General features: G+C 44.1%; 17 protein-coding genes. 4 read left to right on the plus strand and 13 right to left on the minus strand.

Annotated features, from left to right (window positions below; translation table 11 throughout):
- Positions 1-80 precede the first annotated feature (80 nt).
- From gldG to AAE02nite_RS11745, 5 genes are all read right to left on the minus strand, one after another.
- Complete coding sequence (gene gldG, locus AAE02nite_RS11725) at positions 81-1,787, minus strand: gliding motility-associated ABC transporter substrate-binding protein GldG (protein ID WP_146897922.1); 1,707 nt, start codon at positions 1,785-1,787, stop codon at positions 81-83.
- A complete protein-coding gene (gene gldF / locus AAE02nite_RS11730) occupies positions 1,781-2,509 on the minus strand; it encodes a gliding motility-associated ABC transporter permease subunit GldF (RefSeq protein WP_146897923.1) in 729 nt (242 codons plus the stop codon). The genes gldG and gldF overlap by 7 nt, the downstream gene beginning before the upstream one ends.
- A gap of 100 nt (positions 2,510-2,609) precedes the next feature.
- A complete protein-coding gene (gldA, locus tag AAE02nite_RS11735; protein WP_146897924.1) occupies positions 2,610-3,524 on the minus strand; it encodes a gliding motility-associated ABC transporter ATP-binding subunit GldA in 915 nt (304 codons plus the stop codon).
- A gap of 54 nt (positions 3,525-3,578) precedes the next feature.
- Positions 3,579-4,289: an SDR family oxidoreductase gene (locus AAE02nite_RS11740; protein ID WP_146897925.1), complete on the minus strand. Its 711-nt coding sequence runs from the start codon at positions 4,287-4,289 to the stop codon at positions 3,579-3,581.
- 163 nt (positions 4,290-4,452) lie between these two features.
- Positions 4,453-5,166, minus strand: coding sequence for an SDR family oxidoreductase (locus AAE02nite_RS11745; RefSeq protein WP_146897926.1), 714 nt, complete (start codon positions 5,164-5,166; stop codon positions 4,453-4,455).
- Between the two features lie 87 nt (positions 5,167-5,253).
- Between AAE02nite_RS11745 and AAE02nite_RS11750 the strand changes: the two genes are divergently transcribed.
- Positions 5,254-5,982 (plus strand): MlaE family ABC transporter permease, encoded by a 729-nt coding sequence (locus AAE02nite_RS11750; protein WP_146897927.1) that lies wholly within the window; start codon positions 5,254-5,256, stop codon positions 5,980-5,982.
- Positions 5,983-6,095: 113 nt separating this feature from the next.
- Positions 6,096-6,923 (plus strand): ABC transporter ATP-binding protein, encoded by an 828-nt coding sequence (locus AAE02nite_RS11755; protein WP_146897928.1) that lies wholly within the window; start codon positions 6,096-6,098, stop codon positions 6,921-6,923.
- 135 nt (positions 6,924-7,058) lie between these two features.
- Here the strand turns inward: AAE02nite_RS11755 and AAE02nite_RS11760 are convergent, their stop codons facing one another.
- Genes AAE02nite_RS11760 through AAE02nite_RS11770 form a run of 3 tightly spaced genes read right to left on the minus strand, consistent with a single transcriptional unit; the run spans position 7,059 to position 9,386 of the window.
- On the minus strand, positions 7,059-7,661 hold the full coding sequence (locus AAE02nite_RS11760; RefSeq protein ID WP_146897929.1) for a bifunctional nuclease family protein: 603 nt from the start codon (positions 7,659-7,661) through the stop codon (positions 7,059-7,061).
- A 10-nt stretch (positions 7,662-7,671) separates the two neighbouring features.
- Positions 7,672-8,643: an electron transfer flavoprotein subunit alpha/FixB family protein gene (locus AAE02nite_RS11765; RefSeq protein ID WP_146897930.1), complete on the minus strand. Its 972-nt coding sequence runs from the start codon at positions 8,641-8,643 to the stop codon at positions 7,672-7,674.
- A gap of 5 nt (positions 8,644-8,648) precedes the next feature.
- Complete coding sequence (locus tag AAE02nite_RS11770; protein WP_146897931.1) at positions 8,649-9,386, minus strand: electron transfer flavoprotein subunit beta/FixA family protein; 738 nt, start codon at positions 9,384-9,386, stop codon at positions 8,649-8,651.
- A 64-nt stretch (positions 9,387-9,450) separates the two neighbouring features.
- Between AAE02nite_RS11770 and AAE02nite_RS11775 the strand changes: the two genes are divergently transcribed.
- Complete coding sequence (locus tag AAE02nite_RS11775) at positions 9,451-9,783, plus strand: tetratricopeptide repeat protein (RefSeq protein ID WP_146897932.1); 333 nt, start codon at positions 9,451-9,453, stop codon at positions 9,781-9,783.
- 80 nt (positions 9,784-9,863) lie between these two features.
- Here AAE02nite_RS11775 and AAE02nite_RS11780 read toward each other — a convergent pair whose 3' ends face one another.
- Complete coding sequence (locus AAE02nite_RS11780; protein WP_146897933.1) at positions 9,864-11,162, minus strand: M28 family metallopeptidase; 1,299 nt, start codon at positions 11,160-11,162, stop codon at positions 9,864-9,866.
- A gap of 345 nt (positions 11,163-11,507) precedes the next feature.
- Between AAE02nite_RS11780 and AAE02nite_RS11785 the strand changes: the two genes are divergently transcribed.
- Complete coding sequence (locus AAE02nite_RS11785) at positions 11,508-12,407, plus strand: dienelactone hydrolase family protein (RefSeq protein ID WP_146897934.1); 900 nt, start codon at positions 11,508-11,510, stop codon at positions 12,405-12,407.
- A gap of 100 nt (positions 12,408-12,507) precedes the next feature.
- Here the strand turns inward: AAE02nite_RS11785 and aroF are convergent, their stop codons facing one another.
- The 4 genes from aroF to AAE02nite_RS11805 all read right to left on the minus strand — a co-directional run bounded on the left by aroF (position 12,508) and on the right by AAE02nite_RS11805 (position 16,352).
- Positions 12,508-13,521, minus strand: a complete 1,014-nt coding sequence (gene aroF, locus AAE02nite_RS11790; RefSeq protein ID WP_146897935.1) for a 3-deoxy-7-phosphoheptulonate synthase — start codon at positions 13,519-13,521, stop codon at positions 12,508-12,510.
- 149 nt (positions 13,522-13,670) lie between these two features.
- Positions 13,671-14,465 carry a tryptophan synthase subunit alpha gene (gene trpA / locus AAE02nite_RS11795; RefSeq protein ID WP_146897936.1) on the minus strand — a complete coding sequence of 265 codons (795 nt, stop codon included), beginning with the start codon at positions 14,463-14,465 and terminating at the stop codon, positions 13,671-13,673.
- Positions 14,455-15,657 carry a tryptophan synthase subunit beta gene (gene trpB / locus AAE02nite_RS11800; protein ID WP_146897937.1) on the minus strand — a complete coding sequence of 401 codons (1,203 nt, stop codon included), beginning with the start codon at positions 15,655-15,657 and terminating at the stop codon, positions 14,455-14,457. The genes trpA and trpB overlap by 11 nt, the downstream gene beginning before the upstream one ends.
- 20 nt (positions 15,658-15,677) lie before the next feature.
- Positions 15,678-16,352, minus strand: coding sequence for a phosphoribosylanthranilate isomerase (locus tag AAE02nite_RS11805; protein WP_170252585.1), 675 nt, complete (start codon positions 16,350-16,352; stop codon positions 15,678-15,680).
- Between the last annotated feature and the right edge of the window lies 1 nt (position 16,353).

Raw genomic sequence — 16,353 nt, forward strand, 5'->3', positions numbered from 1 at the left:
CGCTATTTTGATGAAGCAAATTAGGTTAATTTACCTAATATTGAAAAAAAACTTTCAGAAAATCTATTTGCTTACCAAAGCTAATACCGGGCATATTTCCGCTTGCGCAGGTAATATCGCACCACGCCAAAGCCCACCAGCAAAACCAAAGGCAACACCAGGTTTATTAATTGCCACTTTTGTTTTTCTTCTTTAGCCTTAACCCTATCTAAAGGCCGCAGCACAATTTCTTTCGACCGCAACGATACCAAATTGGTTTCGTCGAGTAAATAAGCTACGGCATTCACGGCAAAATCTTTGTTTGCGTAAGTCGCACCGGTGTACCGGTCAAAGCCTAAGCGATACGGCTGGTTGGTTTTAGGATTGACTTCATTCCGGATTAAATCGCCATCTGCTACTACCACGAGCCGCGTAGGCTTACCTTGCTCCTGCAGCTTAACATTTGTAATACCAGGTGGTAAAGGCCGATTGGTAAACACCGATCGGAATGTTCCTTCCAGTAAGTAGCCTAAAACCTGCGGGCCTGCGTTAAACTCTTCGGGCTTTGGTGGTACCCGGGCTTCGTTTAAATTGATGCTGGCCGGCATTTGCACCACCCGCGAGTAAGGAGAAGTAGCAATTAACGGGGTCTTTTTAATGTTCCGAGCCCGAACCGAATCGATATTACTCACAAATTTTCCGTACAAGGCATCCAGGTTCCGTGTAATGGGGTGCTGGTTAAAACCATTAATGATGGGGAAATAACGCCAGTTCATGAGTTGGGTTTGCGGCTGATTGCCCAGCATACCCACTATCATGGGTATCTGACCCGCATTAATATCCTGCACAAGATTACCGTTTAGCCGCACGCCGTAGGTAAATAGTAAATCCTGCAGGTTCACATCCAGCGGAAGGGCCACCGTACCTTCCGTCCGAATACTGTCGAGGGCAATATTTACCGGGTCGATGAAGAATAAAGCTTTGCCCCCGCCTACTATAAATTGATCGAGCTTAAATTTTTCGGCTTCGGAATATTTGAGTAAGGGTTTGGCAATGACAATGGCATCAAGGGCTTTTAAATCGGGCACCTTCGTTAAATCTACCCGGAAGACATCGTAATTTTTCTGAAGCGTGGTAATAATGTCGGCGGTTTCCAGCATACTTAGCTCGCCGTGGCCCTCAATAAAGCCAATGCGCTTGCGCTGGGTTTGGGTAAGCTGCCGGATTGCCGAGGCCAGTTCAAACTCCAGCCCTTCTATCGATTGGTTTAACTGTTCATCGGGCGGCGCGGCCTGGTTGCCTTTCAGAAAAGTAACCGGTACTTCTTTTCCTTTGCAGGAAACAATGCCCCCTGGAAATATTAATTTTTCTACGGTTTTATCGCCTTCGGCCGAAACCAGGTTGGTGGGCTGCAAACCTTTAGCGGCTAACTGCTGGTAATATTTACTGCGCCGCTCCGGGTCGGTATTGCTACTCGGGTCGATAAAATTAAACTGTACCCGGTCATCAGAATAAACCCGGAATTCTTCTAAGGTTTCGCGTACGGAATTTTGCAGTCGTTTAAAGCGGGCCGGGAAATCACCATCCAGGTACACGTCTACCGTTATATCGTCTTTTAAATTAGATAGCAGTTGCTTCGTAACAGGCGCAATCGAATATCGTTTATCTTCGGTTAGGTCTAGCCGGAAATAGGTATTCGCTAATAAAATATTCAGCAGTAAAACAATGCCGATGGCGGCAAGAAACCAGTAAATATCTTTTTTCTTCCGGGATGAAGTAGTTGTGCTGGTTGCTTTTTCCTCTACCATTTCCGGCTCTCCAACACCAATTTAGTTCCTAACAGCAACAACAAAATCACGCTTAAAAAATACAAAATATCCCGCGAATCGATTAAGCCCTTACTTAAAGCATTATAATGAAAGTCGATGCCTAAATAGCTGATTATGTATTCCGTATCGCCGCCCATCTGCACCGAGGCAATATAATCAAAACCAATATATACCAGGAAGCACAGGAACACCGCCAGAATAAAAGAAACAATCTGGTTTTCGGTGATAGCCGAAGAAAAAACGCCGATAGCAGTAAAAATAGCAGCCAGAAAAATCAGTCCGATGTAAGAGCCCGTTACCGCTGCCGAATCAATATTGCCGACCGGATTACCCAATGAGTAAACGCTGTAATAATACAATAGGGTTGGTACCAGGGCTAATAAAACCAGGAACAAACAGGCAAAATATTTACCCAGAATTAACTGCATATCGGTGATAGGTTTGGTTAGCAGTAACTCCAGGGTACCAGCCTTTTTTTCTTCGGAAAAGCTGCGCATGGTAACGGCCGGAATCAAAAACAGGAAAACCCAGGGCGCCATGCTGAATAGAGTTTGCATATCGGCGTAACCGTACTCCAGCACGCTGGTCTCGGGAAAAACCCACATAAATAAACCTATTGCTACCAGGAACACCCCGATAACAATATAGGCAATGATAGAATTAAGAAAACTGTTTATCTCTTTTTGCAGAATCGCAAACATGGTTTGGCTAATTATGAATTAAAAATTATGAATTAGAAATGTACAGTTAGTATGATTTTAAAAGGTCCAAAAACCTAATTCATAATTTCTAATTTTTAATTTATTTACTGGTTAGTTGTTTAAATATTTGTTCTAAAGAGTTCTCTTCCTGGCGTAAGCCAACGAGGCTCCACTGCTGATTACCGGCCAGCGTAAAAATAGCCGAACGAACATCCTGGCCAGGCTGCGAATGAATCCGGTATCTGTTATTGGGTAAACTGTCGATGGCAATAATGGCGGGGATGGTCGAAAACAAAGTTGTATCAATGGGGCTTTCGAATTCCGCAATGGTTAAGACTTCATTTTTATTCAGGTTTTCCAGGGCACCTACTTCTGCATCGGCCACCACGGCACCTTTGTTTATAATTACCACCCGGTCGCAAATGGCGGTAACTTCCTGCATAATGTGGGTTGAGAAAATAACGGTTTTCTCCCGGCCAATATTTTTAATTAAAGCCCTGATTTCGCTTAACTGATTGGGGTCCAAACCAGTAGTAGGCTCATCCAGAATCAATACTTCCGGATCATGAATCAGCGCCTGGGCCAAACCAACGCGCTGCCGGTAACCTTTCGATAAAGAACCAATTTTTTTACCCTGCTCGGCCGTTAAGCCGCACAAGCTTACCATTTCGGAAATCCGGTTCTTTAATGCACTTCCTTTGAGGCCATTCACCGAACCCGCAAATTCCAGGTATTCTTTCACGTACATGTCCAGGTAAAGCGGGTTATGTTCCGGCAAATAGCCCACCTGGCGTCTTACGTTTATCGGTTCTGCCACCACATCATAGCCATTTACCAGAATAGTGCCTTCGGAGGGCGGCAAATAACAGGTGGCTATTTTCATGGTGGTAGATTTACCTGCCCCATTAGGTCCCAAAAAACCCAGTATTTGCCCTTTGTTTACTTTAAAAGAAATATTATCTACGGCACGCTGGCTACCAAATATTTTGGTAAGATTCTTTACTTCTACCGACATTCAATATTTTTCGGGATACATTCTGTTGTAAAAACGTGCAAAGATAAAGATAAATTATTTGGATGCCTGCGGTTTTCCTTTGGGCCGTAAGGGCCGCACTTCAATATCTATGTGGTGGTAGTTGGGCGGCGACTGCAGCACGTGCAAAATAGTAGAAGCAATATCTTCGGGCTGCATCATGTTTTCGGGCGCGGTGCTATTCTGGAAATCACTAAAAAAATTGGTATTAACCGAGCCCGGATAAATACAGGAAACTTTTACGCCAAACTCCCGCACCTCTTTGTAAAGCGACTGGGACATGCCCCGCACGGCAAACTTGGTAGCGCAATAACCAGATGCTTTCTCCACTCCGTTCAGGCCCGCCAACGAGACAATATTGATGATATGCCCTTCTTCTTGCTTTTTCATCTCGGGCAATACTACTCTGGTGCAGTAAAACAGGCCGTGCACATTGGTATCGAACATCAGGTGCCAATCTTCTACCGATTGCTCTTCAAACAAACCCTGTTTACCTAAACCGGCATTATTTACTAAAACAGAAACTGGTCTGCCGGCCCGCTCCACCGTTTCCTGGTAAGCTCTCTCCACAGCAGCCTGTTTGCGCACATCCACTTCGGCAAAAGAAAAATTAGGATGCTTTATGGGTCCGGGACGCCGGCCCCAACCTACCACAAAAGCCCCTTTTTCTAACAATACTTGGGCGGTGGCTAATCCTATGCCGGAGCTTACGCCGGTTATTACTATTAGTTTATTTTCCAGATTCATCGTTTTAGGTTTTATTAGTACTCCTTCTTCAATCCTCCAAACAACTAAAATGCTAATGAAGGAAGGTTATTTAAAGTACTTTTTAAATTAAATCCAATCTAATTACTTTTAATATTGCTTATTGTAAATCAATCAATTATAAACTAACACCTAGTGCGTTAATTCAACTCTCAATATCCCCTAATTGGGGTCGAATCAGGATTTCTTCTACTACGGTACCGGCCGACATGCCGTAGGCGCTGCTTACTGCACAGGCCACGTCCTCGCTCTTCATAAATCGTTCCGGAGGCAAATCTACGCCTTCCCAACTGGCCGTTAAGGTAGCTCCCGGTAAAATGGCAGTTACTTTTACATCGTGTTTTTTCAACTCTTCCCGTAATACTTTGGTCAGGCCGTATAAAGCAAATTTAGCCACACAGTAAGACCCGCCATTGGTATAAGGTGTAATGCTCGCCGTAGAACACATCATAAATATATGGCCGGATTTTCTTTTCATCATATCCTCTACCAGGCCTTTGGTTATCCGGTAAGCGCTGAGCAAATGGTTCTCCAGCATAAATGGCAAGGCAGTACTATCCTCTTCGGTAATTTTACCCGGAATAAAAACGCCGGCATTATTTACCAGAACATCAATCTTTACTTTTAAAGATTTTACATATTTAATAAAGGCTTCTACGGCCAGCGGATCTCCTATGTCGGTGGTCAGGTAAAAAACTTTAGAAAAGGTATATTTTTGCTCAATTTCGAGTTTAAGCGCTTTTAAATCCCGCTCCGTTCTGGCACAGGTAATAATATGAAAGCCATCCGCTGCAAATTTTTCGATAATTGCCCGGCCAATGCCTTTCGTGCCGCCTGTGACCAATATATATTTTTCCATATTAGTTAGGTTGTTTCTAGAATTTCGCCGTAATATAGTCATAACAAAATAGACACCGATATTTTAGTTATTTCGTACACCCCCTTTATGAAAACCTTAGGCAGATTTTTACTTTTCCTGAATACGCTGGTACGCCGGGGCGAATCTTTCCGGATTTTATTTAACCGAACCATAGATGAGGCAATTTTAATTGGCATCAACTCAGTGGTTATTGTGGCTATTGTTTCTACGTTTATAGGGGCGGTAACCTGCGTGCAGATTTCTTATAACTTAACCAATGCTTTAATTCCGCGTTCTACCATTGGCTTTATGGTACGGGAAATGACCATCCTGGAGTTGGCCCCAACCATCACATCTATTGTACTGGCCGGCAAAGTAGGCTCCAATATTGCCGGCGGGCTGGGTACCATGCGCATTACCGAACAGATAGATGCGCTGGAAGTAATGGGCATCAATTCGGCTTCTTACCTGGTTTTGCCCAAAATAATTGCCTCCTTATTAATGTTTCCGTTGCTGGTTATTGTGGCCATGACCCTCTCAATTCTGGGTGGTTATGTTGCAGGTAGTTTGTCTGGTGCTTTATCGGCGCAGGAATACGTAGAAGGTTTGCGTAGTGAGTTTATTCCTTACAATATTGTTTTTGCCTTGATTAAATCTTTTGTTTTTGCCTTTTTAATATCTTCTATATCATCTTATTTGGGTTATCATACAAAAGGCGGGGCTTTGGAAGTGGGTGCAGCAAGTACCAAGGCAGTTACCAACAGTATTATTGCCGTTTTAATTGCTGATTTTGTTTGTGCGTATGTTTTATTATAAACCGCATTTTTTACTAATTATAACCAGCAGTTATTTAAGGAGTTAATATTTAAAACCGGTAAATTTACGTACCTGACTTTTTTATTTGCTAAAGCAAATTATTAAAAATTGAAATGATTGAAATTCATAATATACAAAAATCCTTTAGTGGTGTAAAAGTACTCAATGGCATTTCGGGAATTTTTGAATCGGGTAAAACCAACCTGCTTTTAGGTGCCAGCGGTACCGGTAAAAGTGTGTTGCTGCAGTGCATTGTGGGCCTGATAAAGCCCGATTTGGGCAGCATTACCTACGATGGCAAAGTTTTTACGAACAACAAGCTCGATTTGAAACAAGAGATTCGTCGTAAAATCGGGATGCTTTTCCAGGGCAGTGCGTTGTTCGATTCGATGAACGTAGAAGAAAATGTGGAGTTTCCCTTACGCATGCTTACCCCCATGTCCAAGGAAGAACGGCGGGAGCGGGTTGAATTTTGTTTGAAGCGGGTAGGTCTGGAAAATGCCGGGAAAAAAATGCCTTCAGAAATAAGCGGCGGGATGAAAAAACGGGTGGGTATTGCCCGCGCTATTGCGCCCAACTCCCGTTATTTATTTTGCGACGAACCTAACTCGGGCCTCGACCCATTAACCGCCATAAAAATAGACGAACTGATTTATGAGTTGACGAAAGAATACGATATTACCACCGTTATTGTCACCCACGACATGAACTCGGTAATGGAAATCGGCGATAATATTATGTTTCTGCACAAAGGCAACAAACTTTGGGAAGGCGGCCGGGAAGAAATAATGGATACTAAAGTACCGGAGTTAAGAGAATTTATATTTGCCAGTAGTTTAATGCGGGCGGCCAAAAAAGTAGACGAGGAATTAGGTTCGCTGGACGAATTATCTACCATCCAAAACGGCAGGGAGCCGGAAGGAGAAAAGCCGCAGGAATAAAAAAAGCCTGTATTTATGCTTTAGATAAAATACAGGCTTCCAATATATTATGAAATCAATTCTAAACTAATAATTACTTTATATTTATAGCAGTTATTAGTGAAAACTTATTGCATTAAACTTAATAGTTTAAGATTAATTCCGTTTATTCAGTTCATCCCGGATTTTAGCCGCTCTTTCGTAATCTTCTTTTTCCAGCGCATCTTCCAGCAATTTATTCAGTTCATCAACCGAAACGTCCCGCAGGTTGCTGCGGCTTTCACCGCTCACCATCGAACTCGGCGTAGTTTCTATTTCATCGGTTTCTTCATCATCGTCCTCCTCTAAATCGCTCAAAATAATACCCGCTTCCGATAACACGCTTTCTACCGTATAGATGGGCACGCCAAACCGCAGGCCAATGGCAATTGCATCCGAGGGCCGGGCATCTAAGTCAAACTGACGCTCGCCGTCGGAGCAAACAATTTTAGAGTAAAACACCCCTTCTTTTAAATCCGATATTAGCACTTCCAACACATTCACGTGCAAGTGCTGGGCGAAAGATTTAAATAAATCGTGGGTTAACGGCCGGTTAGGACTAATTTTCTCGATTTGGATAGCAATTGACTGCGCCTCGAACATCCCAATAATAATAGGTAACCGACGGTTGCCATCTTTCTCGCCGAGCACCAGCGCAAAAGAACCGGTTTGTGATTGACTTGATGACAAGCCTAGTATTTCTAACTGAATTTTCTTCACTGTATAAGTTCTATTGATTCAAAGCTTTTGCTGCTTCTGTTAATTTTGGTAAAACGTCAGCAACATCCCCTATTATGCCATAATCAGCCGCCTTAAAAAAGGGTGCTTCCGGATCTTTGTTAATAACGACAATTACTTTAGAAGAGTTAACGCCCGCCAAATGCTGAATGGCGCCGGAAATGCCAGCCGCAATATACAAATTAGGGCTAATGGTAGTGCCGGTTTGGCCTACGTGCTCGTGGTGCGGTCGCCAACCCACATCGGCTACTGGTTTAGAGCAAGCTGTAGCCGCACCTAAGGCATCGGCCAGGTTTTCTATTAAATGCCAGTTTTCCGGCCCGCGCATACCGCGTCCACCCGACACCACTACTTCAGCTTCGGTTAAAAGCACTTTTCCGGTAGTACGAATGGTTTCCTGCGGTGCCCCCGCCAGGTCAGCTTCCGAAAAAGCTAGCGAAATAGGTTCAATTTCGGCCGTGCCCTCCTGCTCCAGCACCTCAAAAGTATTTTTCTTAATGGCAATAATTTTCCGCTCGGCGGTCAGGTTAACATCGGCAAACGCTTTACCGGAAAAAACGCCCCGGCGTACGGTAAAGGTATTGCCGGAAATTTCGGGTAAAGAAACCACGTTGGTCGCCAGGCTGCCATTTAACCGGATAGCCAAGCGCGCACCCACCGCCGTGCCAATATTGCTGTTAGCTAAAATAATAACCGTAGCCCCACTGGTTTCCGCAGCCTGGGCAATAACTTTAGCGTAGGCAGTGGGCACAAAGTTTTTTACCTCCGGCTGATTACTATAATACACCTTCTGAATGCCTTGCTGCCCCAGAGTGCCCAATGCATCCGGATTAATATCGCCAATAGCAACGGCTACGGCGATAGTACTTAAAGCCTGCGCTACCTGTGCTCCATAGGAAGCTACTTCCAGTGCCGATTTTTTAACCTGCCCTTCGGCACATTCTATTAAAACTAATACCGCCATCGTCTTTAAATTACTTTCGCTTCGTTTCTTAACAACCGGATTAATTCGCCCGCGTTGGCCGGATCAATCAGTTTTACGCCTGATTTTTTTTCGGGAAGGCTATAGCTTTCGTACACAGTGCCGGATTCGGCATTTACCGGCGGAACTACTTTTAAGGGTTTGGTACGGGCGGTCATAATACCGCGCATATTGGGTATGCGGGGTTCGGCCATGGGTTGTTGGCAACTGGCCACCAGCGGCAGGTTAACCGTAATTATTTCTTTTCCGCCTTCAATTTCCCGCTCCAGGGTAGCCGCTGTACCATTCACATCCAGTTTAATGGCCGGTACAATGGCAGGCAGGCTTAATAACTCGGCTACCATGCCGTGCACCTGAAAACCATTATAGTCCACCGACTCTTTCCCCATCAATATTAAATCGTAATTACCTTCCTGGGCGTAGTGCGCAATTTGCCGGGCCACAAACAAGGCATCGGCCGGTTTGGCATCTACCCGAATGGCTTCATCAGCCCCGATTGCTAAGGCTTTTCTAATATTCGCATCGGAATCAGCTTCGCCTACATTTATTACCGTAACCGTTCCGCCCTGCGCTTCCTTTAGTTCAATGGCCCGGGTTAAAGCGTATTCGTCGTAAGGATTTATAACAAATTGTACCCCGGCGGTATTTAAATTTTTATTATCAGGCGTAAAAGTAATTTTGGTAGTGGTATCCGGAACGTTACTTATGCAAACTAGTATCCTCATCCTTGAAATATTACGTTATACCTATAAATTTGGGCGAAGTTAAATAATTTTATATCAAATAGAAATGACACCTACCCGTTTAGAGCAACTTTTAGAATTTTATAAAGAAGATCCTTCCGACGCTTTTACCATCTATGCTTTAGCCACCGAATACCTGAAAATAGATACCCAGAAATCAAAAGAATATTACGAGTTGCTGCTGGCCGAGCACCCGAACTACGTGGGGACTTACTACCATGCTGCCAAACTGTACGATGAATTGGGCCAAAAGGATGAGGCCGAAAAGGTTTATAAAAAAGGGATGCAAATCAGCCGGCAGGAAGGCAATATGCACGCTTTTTCGGAATTACAGCAAGCTTACAACAAATTTATGGGCCTGGATTACGAAGATGATTAATTATCTTCTACCCTGCTTTTCTCCTCCGTTAGCTTTAGAAATTCAATTTTTTAAGATTTTCACCAAGCCTCCACCAATAGTTATTCGGCTGAAGGCGGAATTCTGGTAGGCGTATCTGCACCCGAAATAATGCTGGTTGCCCCTTTAGCAATGGCTTTAATAATTTGCGTCATGCTGCTGATATTCAGGCTCTCGAATTCGTCGTCTACGGAGTGGTATAATTTATCGGTGTCTATTTTGTCGGAGGAGAGGCTATGCGCCGGTACCCCCAACCGGGCCAGCGTGGCATTATCGGAACGATAAAATAAATTTTGCTGGGTATACGGGTCTGGGTGGAACTGGTAAGGGCTGCCCGCCAGATTCTTTTGCATAATTGTTCCCAAATCGGAACGCTCGAACCCCGTGATAAATCCGGCATTTTTGCCGAACTGCGATTCTTTGCCAATCATTTCGATGTTAAACATGGCCGATATTTTAAGCGGGTCTAGTTGCTTCGAAAAATATTGCGACCCAAAGCCGCCTACTTCTTCGGCGGTAAAAGCCACAAATATTAAGGTGCGCTCGTTGTTCTTCTGCTTTTTAAAATGTCTGGCCAGGGTAATCACGGCCGTAGTGCCCGAAGCATCATCGTCGGCTCCATTCGCTATTGAATCGCCGTTTACCGCCGTTAGTATTCCTATATGGTCGTAGTGAGCCGAAATTATTACGTATTCTTCTTTTCTGGATTTTCCTGGCAGCACTCCTACCACGTTATTTAGTTTCTGTTCGGTAATCCTGTTTTTAACCGATATGTTAAAATTATTTACTTCGGGTAATTCCGTTAATACAAATACAACCCCTGTGTTTTGCTTTTGCAGTTTAATATTCGAGCGTTGCAGGTAATTCTGGTATCTTTTAAAAATAGCGGCATGGCTGGGATGTACCAGTACCAAAAGATTTTGATCCTGGTTTAAATATTTACCGGCTTCGGCTACAAAATTGGCGGTAGCCGGAATTAGCACCTGCTTAATCGTAGCGTTAGTCGGTGTCCAGTTAAGTTCTTCCTGCGAAACACTTAGGATAACCCCTTCGTTGGGAATTTCCTGTTCGTTCAGTAATATTTTTTGACTAAGTGGCTGAATCTGGTAGGTGGTAAAGGTCTGCTCGTAGGAACTTAAACCGGGCAAAAATTCTAAACCTATTTTTTTAAACTCCTTCTGTATAAAGTTACTTGCCTTCTGAATACCAGGCGTAAATACTTGCCGCCCCTGCATATCATCAGCCGATAAAGTCCGGACAATACGGGCCACTTCTTTTTCTTTGATTTTTATTTTCTGGGCGGTTACCGGCAACCAAAAACCTAACGAAACCCCCAGAATTATATAAAATTTCTGCCTCATTATTTTAATATTATTTAAATTGAAATTCTCACTCCGCCCATCAAAACGGAGTTCATAAATATCGCATTCGTCTGTGCAATTACGTAATTTTATACAAAATATGGTTTGTAAGGGGTAAAGAAAAGGCAACCTGCAAAAGCTAGCAGCTTGAAATGGTTAAGACCCGAAACTTTGCTATAAAGAAAAACATTAAAAATAAACCGATACATTTCTACAGAATAGCACGTTATCAAAACGGCTATTAATAAGTATATTATTTATTTCAAATGCCAAATCTTTTTTCTCTCAAAAAATAAGCTAAGGTGCATCAAAATTGCGTATACGCTCCACTAAGTTTTAATCCTTATGAAAAAACTATTAAGTACTTGTTTATTCTTATGCCTGAGCCTGGCCTACACTTTTGGTCAATCGGCTCATAAACATTCGGCCGATCATAGTTGCTGTACCAACCCCTACCAGGCCCCTACGGCTTTTGCCATGCTTACGCACGATAAGCAATTCGTGAGCGGCCACGCCTCGCCGCTACCCTACGTACACGTGAGTGCGGTGGGCAAAATGATTACCTTTAGCACGCCCGATGGTAAAACCGGTCGCGCCTACGAACTTAAACCCGCTAAAAAATCGAATAAGTATTTGTTTGTATTCCAGGAATGGTGGGGCCTGAACGACCATATTAAGAAAGAAGCCGAAAGTTATTTTAATGATTTAGGCGAAGTAAATGTGCTTGCGCTGGATTTATACGACGGCAAAGTAGCCACCAACGCCGAAGAAGCCGTTAAACTGGTACAAGCAGTAGATCCGCAACGGGCCGAAGCTATTATAAATGGAGCCCGGGAATATGCGGGTAAAAAAGCCGAGATTGCCAATATAGGTTGGTGTTTCGGCGGGGGCTGGTCTTTGCAGTCGGCGATAATTAATGGCAAGCAAACGGTGGGTTGTGTTATGTTCTACGGCATGCCCGAAAAAAATGTAGCGCGCTTAAAAATGCTCAACTCCGATGTGCTGGGCTTTTTTGCGGGACGAGAGAAAAATATTAACCCCGAAGTGGTAAAGGAATTTGAAACTAATATGAAGGCGGCCGGTAAAAAAATAAGAACCCGCATTTACGATGCCGAGCACGCTTTTGCTAACCCGAGTAACCCAAACTATCACCAGAAATTTGCCGCCGAAACCCACCGGTTAGCAGCCAGTTACTTACGCGATCGTTTCGACTTAAAAGAGCAGTTTAATCTAAAAAATAATTAAAAGCAGGTTATATTTTATAGTAAAATAAAAGAGGAGGCTAAACCAATTGGAGCCTCCTCTTCTGTTTTATTCGGATTTCTGATTAAATCTTTACTTTTATTTAACCCAGTTGCTCCCGCAACGCATAAGCAGCCCGCAGCTTCTTTACCAACCGCTCCGATTCCGCAAAGTTTAAAGTTTGGGCACCATCCGAGGCCGCCTCTTCTGGTTTTTCGTGGGTTTCATAAATAATACCATCCGCACCCGCCATAACTGCAGCCAATGCCATGGGTTCAATATATTCCCGAATACCTATACCATGCGACGGATCTACTATTACCGGCAGATGGGTTTTATCTTTTAAGATCGGAACAGCATTTAAATCCAATGTATTGCGGCTGGCCGTTTCGTACGTTCGGATACCGCGTTCGCATAAAATCAGCTTTTCATTCCCGCCCGAAAAAACGTACTCTGCCGAATACAGCAGTTCATCAATAGTACCCGATATACCCCGCTTGATCATCACCGGTTTATCTACTTTCCCCAATTCATCTAATAAATTAAAGTTTTGGGTATTGCGGGCGCCCACCTGAAAAATATCCACGTAATCCAGCATCGGGGCAATCTGTGAAACCTGCATTACTTCGGTAATAATTTTAATCCCGTTTTCGCGGCACATGCGGTAAAACAGTTTCAGGCCATCTATACCCAAACCCCGGAAAGAATACGGTGAACTCCGGGGCTTAAACACCCCACCCCGCATAATGCGAATATCATTGGCCTTTAAATGATCTATCGTTTTCTGGATCTGCGTTTCGTCTTCGATAGAGCAAGGTCCAGCCATAATGGCAAAATTGCCTTGCTTTATTTGCAGCCCGTCGCCCAAATCAACTACCGAAGGATTAACTTTCCACTTCCGCGAAACCAGTTTAAAGTCATCGGAAACCCGGTGCAAATCTTTAATGCCGGGCATGTGGCCAACAGTCCGGATATCGAATTCGCTTTTGCCAATGCCGATCAAATAATTGCAGCACTGGGTTTTAACCTCCGTTGCCTTGTATTTAGCTGACTTTAACTTTGAAATAATAGCCGCTTTTTCCTGCTCGGTTACGCCTTCTTTTAATTGGATAATCATTTTATTAGCTATTGGCTTTTAGGAATTAGTTAACAGGGTTTAGTAATTAGTTTTTGAGTGAAACAAAATATAAATCGTTTCAATTTAATTAGCTTAAAAACAATAATTTAAATAACAAACCCTAAACTAAATTTATACTCAAATAATTATTAAGCTGATACGGGTTCCTGGGCTTTTACTTCCTGGATAAAGTCTCGGATATTTTGTTCCAGGCTTTCTTTCTGCTGGATTACTTTAATAAAAGCGCTACCAATAATGGCCCCTTCGGCGTATTTACAAGCCAACTGAAAAGAAGACCGGTCAGAAATACCAAAGCCAATCAATTTTGGATTTTTCAGGTTCAGTTGCTGGATGCGCTGGAAATATTGCAGTTGTTTGGCATCGCCGCCCACTTTATTACCGGTGGTACTCGCCGACGAAACCAGGTAAATAAACGAATTGGTTAAGGCATCGATTTTCCGGATGCGTTCTTCGCTGGTTTGCGGCGTAACCAGGAAAATAACACTCAGGTTATATTTCCGGAACAAAGGCTCGTATTCTTCTTCGTACTCGTGGAGCGGCATATCCGGCAAAATCAGCCCGTCTACTCCTACCCGCGCTGCTTCCTGGCAAAACTTTTCTATCCCAAACTGCAGCACCGGGTTCAGGTAGCCCATCAGAATAATAGGTAAATTTACCTGTTGCTTTACTTCCGCCAACTGACTGAATAACTTTTTGATAGACATACCATTACGCAAAGCTACTGTATTACTTTGTTGAATAGTAGGTCCATCAGCTAACGGGTCAGAATAAGGCATGCCAATTTCCACAATATCGGCCCCGGCCGCTTCCAACGTTTTCAGCACAACGCCGGTACTTTCCAGTTCTGGAAAACCAGCGGTAAAATATACATTCAGGAGATTCTCCCGCTTCTCCCGGAACAAGTTAACTAATCTATTCTCCATGAGGTTTTTCGATGTCTTCTAAGTAATTAATAATAGTTGCCAGATCTTTATCGCCGCGGCCCGAGAGGTTTAACACCACCACATCTGTTGGTTTCAGCTCCATTTTATTTAAGGCAGATAAAGCATGCGCTGATTCTATGGCCGGAATAATGCCTTCGAGCCGGCTAAGCAATACCACGCTCTGCATAGATTCATCGTCGGTGATGCTGTAGAACTTGGCCCGGCCGGTTTCCCACAAATGCGCGTGCAAGGGGCCTATACCCGGGTAATCCAGGCCAGCCGATATAGAATGGGGCTCTACAATCTGGCCGTCTTCGGTTTGCATGAGCAAGGTTTTACTGCCGTGAATAACACCCAGCGTACCCAACACCGAAGTAGCAGCCGAAAAACCGGTATCTACGCCGTGGCCAGCCGCTTCCACGGCCACTAATTTTACTTCCGGCTCGTTCAGGTAATGGTAAAAAGCACCGGCCGCATTGCTGCCGCCCCCTACGCAGGCTACCACATAATCCGGGTTAGAACGGCCTTCTTTTTCCTGCAACTGTTGCTTTATCTCTTCACTGATAACGGCCTGAAAACGAGCTACCATATCGGGGTAAGGATGTGGCCCTACTACCGACCCAATAATATAGTGCGTATCTTCCGGATTACTGATCCAATCCCGGATAGCTTCGTTGGTAGCATCTTTTAAAGTCTGGCTGCCGGATGTTACGGGTACGACCGTAGCACCCAGCAATTGCATCCGGGCCACGTTTGGTTTCTGGCGCTCTGTATCAATCTTGCCCATGTATACCACGCACTCCAAACCGGCCAAAGCACAAACGGTAGCCGTAGCCACGCCGTGCTGGCCGGCGCCGGTCTCGGCAATAATCCGGGTTTTTCCCAACCGCTTCGCCAGTAAAATTTGGCCGACCGTATTATTTATTTTATGCGCGCCGGTGTGCGCCAGGTCTTCGCGCTTCAGGTAAATTTTGGCGTTATACTTTTCGGAAAGCCGCTGCGCGTAATACAATGGCGTTGGTCTGCCTACATAATCTCGCAGTAAGCTTTGCAGTTCCTCCTGAAAGGACGGCTCGTAAATAATTTCCAGGTACTTCTGCCGCAGCTCCTCTACATTTGGGTACAGCATTTCGGGAATATATGCGCCCCCGTAATTGCCGTAATAGCCGCGCTCATCAACTGAATATTTCATCTCTTTTGTTTTTTATTTCTTTACGCTTGCCTGATTTTGCCGAAAAAGGCCTGCACTTTGGCACTGTCTTTCAGGGCCGGGCTTAATTCAAATCGGCTGTTAATATCTATGCCTTTTAACAATGGTAATTCCAGTCTTTTAATCTGGTCTACATGCGCCAGGTCAATTCCCCCACTCAGGAAAAAAGGTGTTTCACCCTGGTAATTTTTCAATATATCCCAATTGAACCGCACCCCATTTCCGCCGTAATCATTTCCTTTGGTATCAAACAAATAATAATCGCAGGTGCCTTCGTAAGCTTCTAATGTTTCAAAAGCAAAGGCATCATCCACCGAGAAAGCTTTTAAAACCAACAAGCCCGTTTCTTTTAGCTGTTGGCAAAGTTCCGGCAATTCTTCGCCGTGTAGTTGTACCGCCTCCAGTTTATATTTTTCGGCTGTCTGCCGGATGGTTTCGTAGGTTTCGTTTACAAACACGCCTACTTTGCAGGTAGTTGCCGGCATATTTTTCAGCGAGTCTGCCGGTATTTCGTCGCCTACAAAACGAGTTGATTTCGGGTAAAAAATAAAGCCCAGGTAATCTGGTTTCAGCGCCAATATTTCCTGAATATTTTCAGGCTGCCGCATGCCGCATACCTTTAGTAGCAGCGCATTTTGGCGAAGTTTAATATTTTCGGAATTGGCAGCAGCTCCCATC

Origin of the sequence: Adhaeribacter aerolatus (assembly GCF_007991635.1) — a bacterium.
In the GTDB taxonomy this organism is placed as follows: Bacteria; Bacteroidota; Bacteroidia; order Cytophagales; family Hymenobacteraceae; genus Adhaeribacter; species Adhaeribacter aerolatus.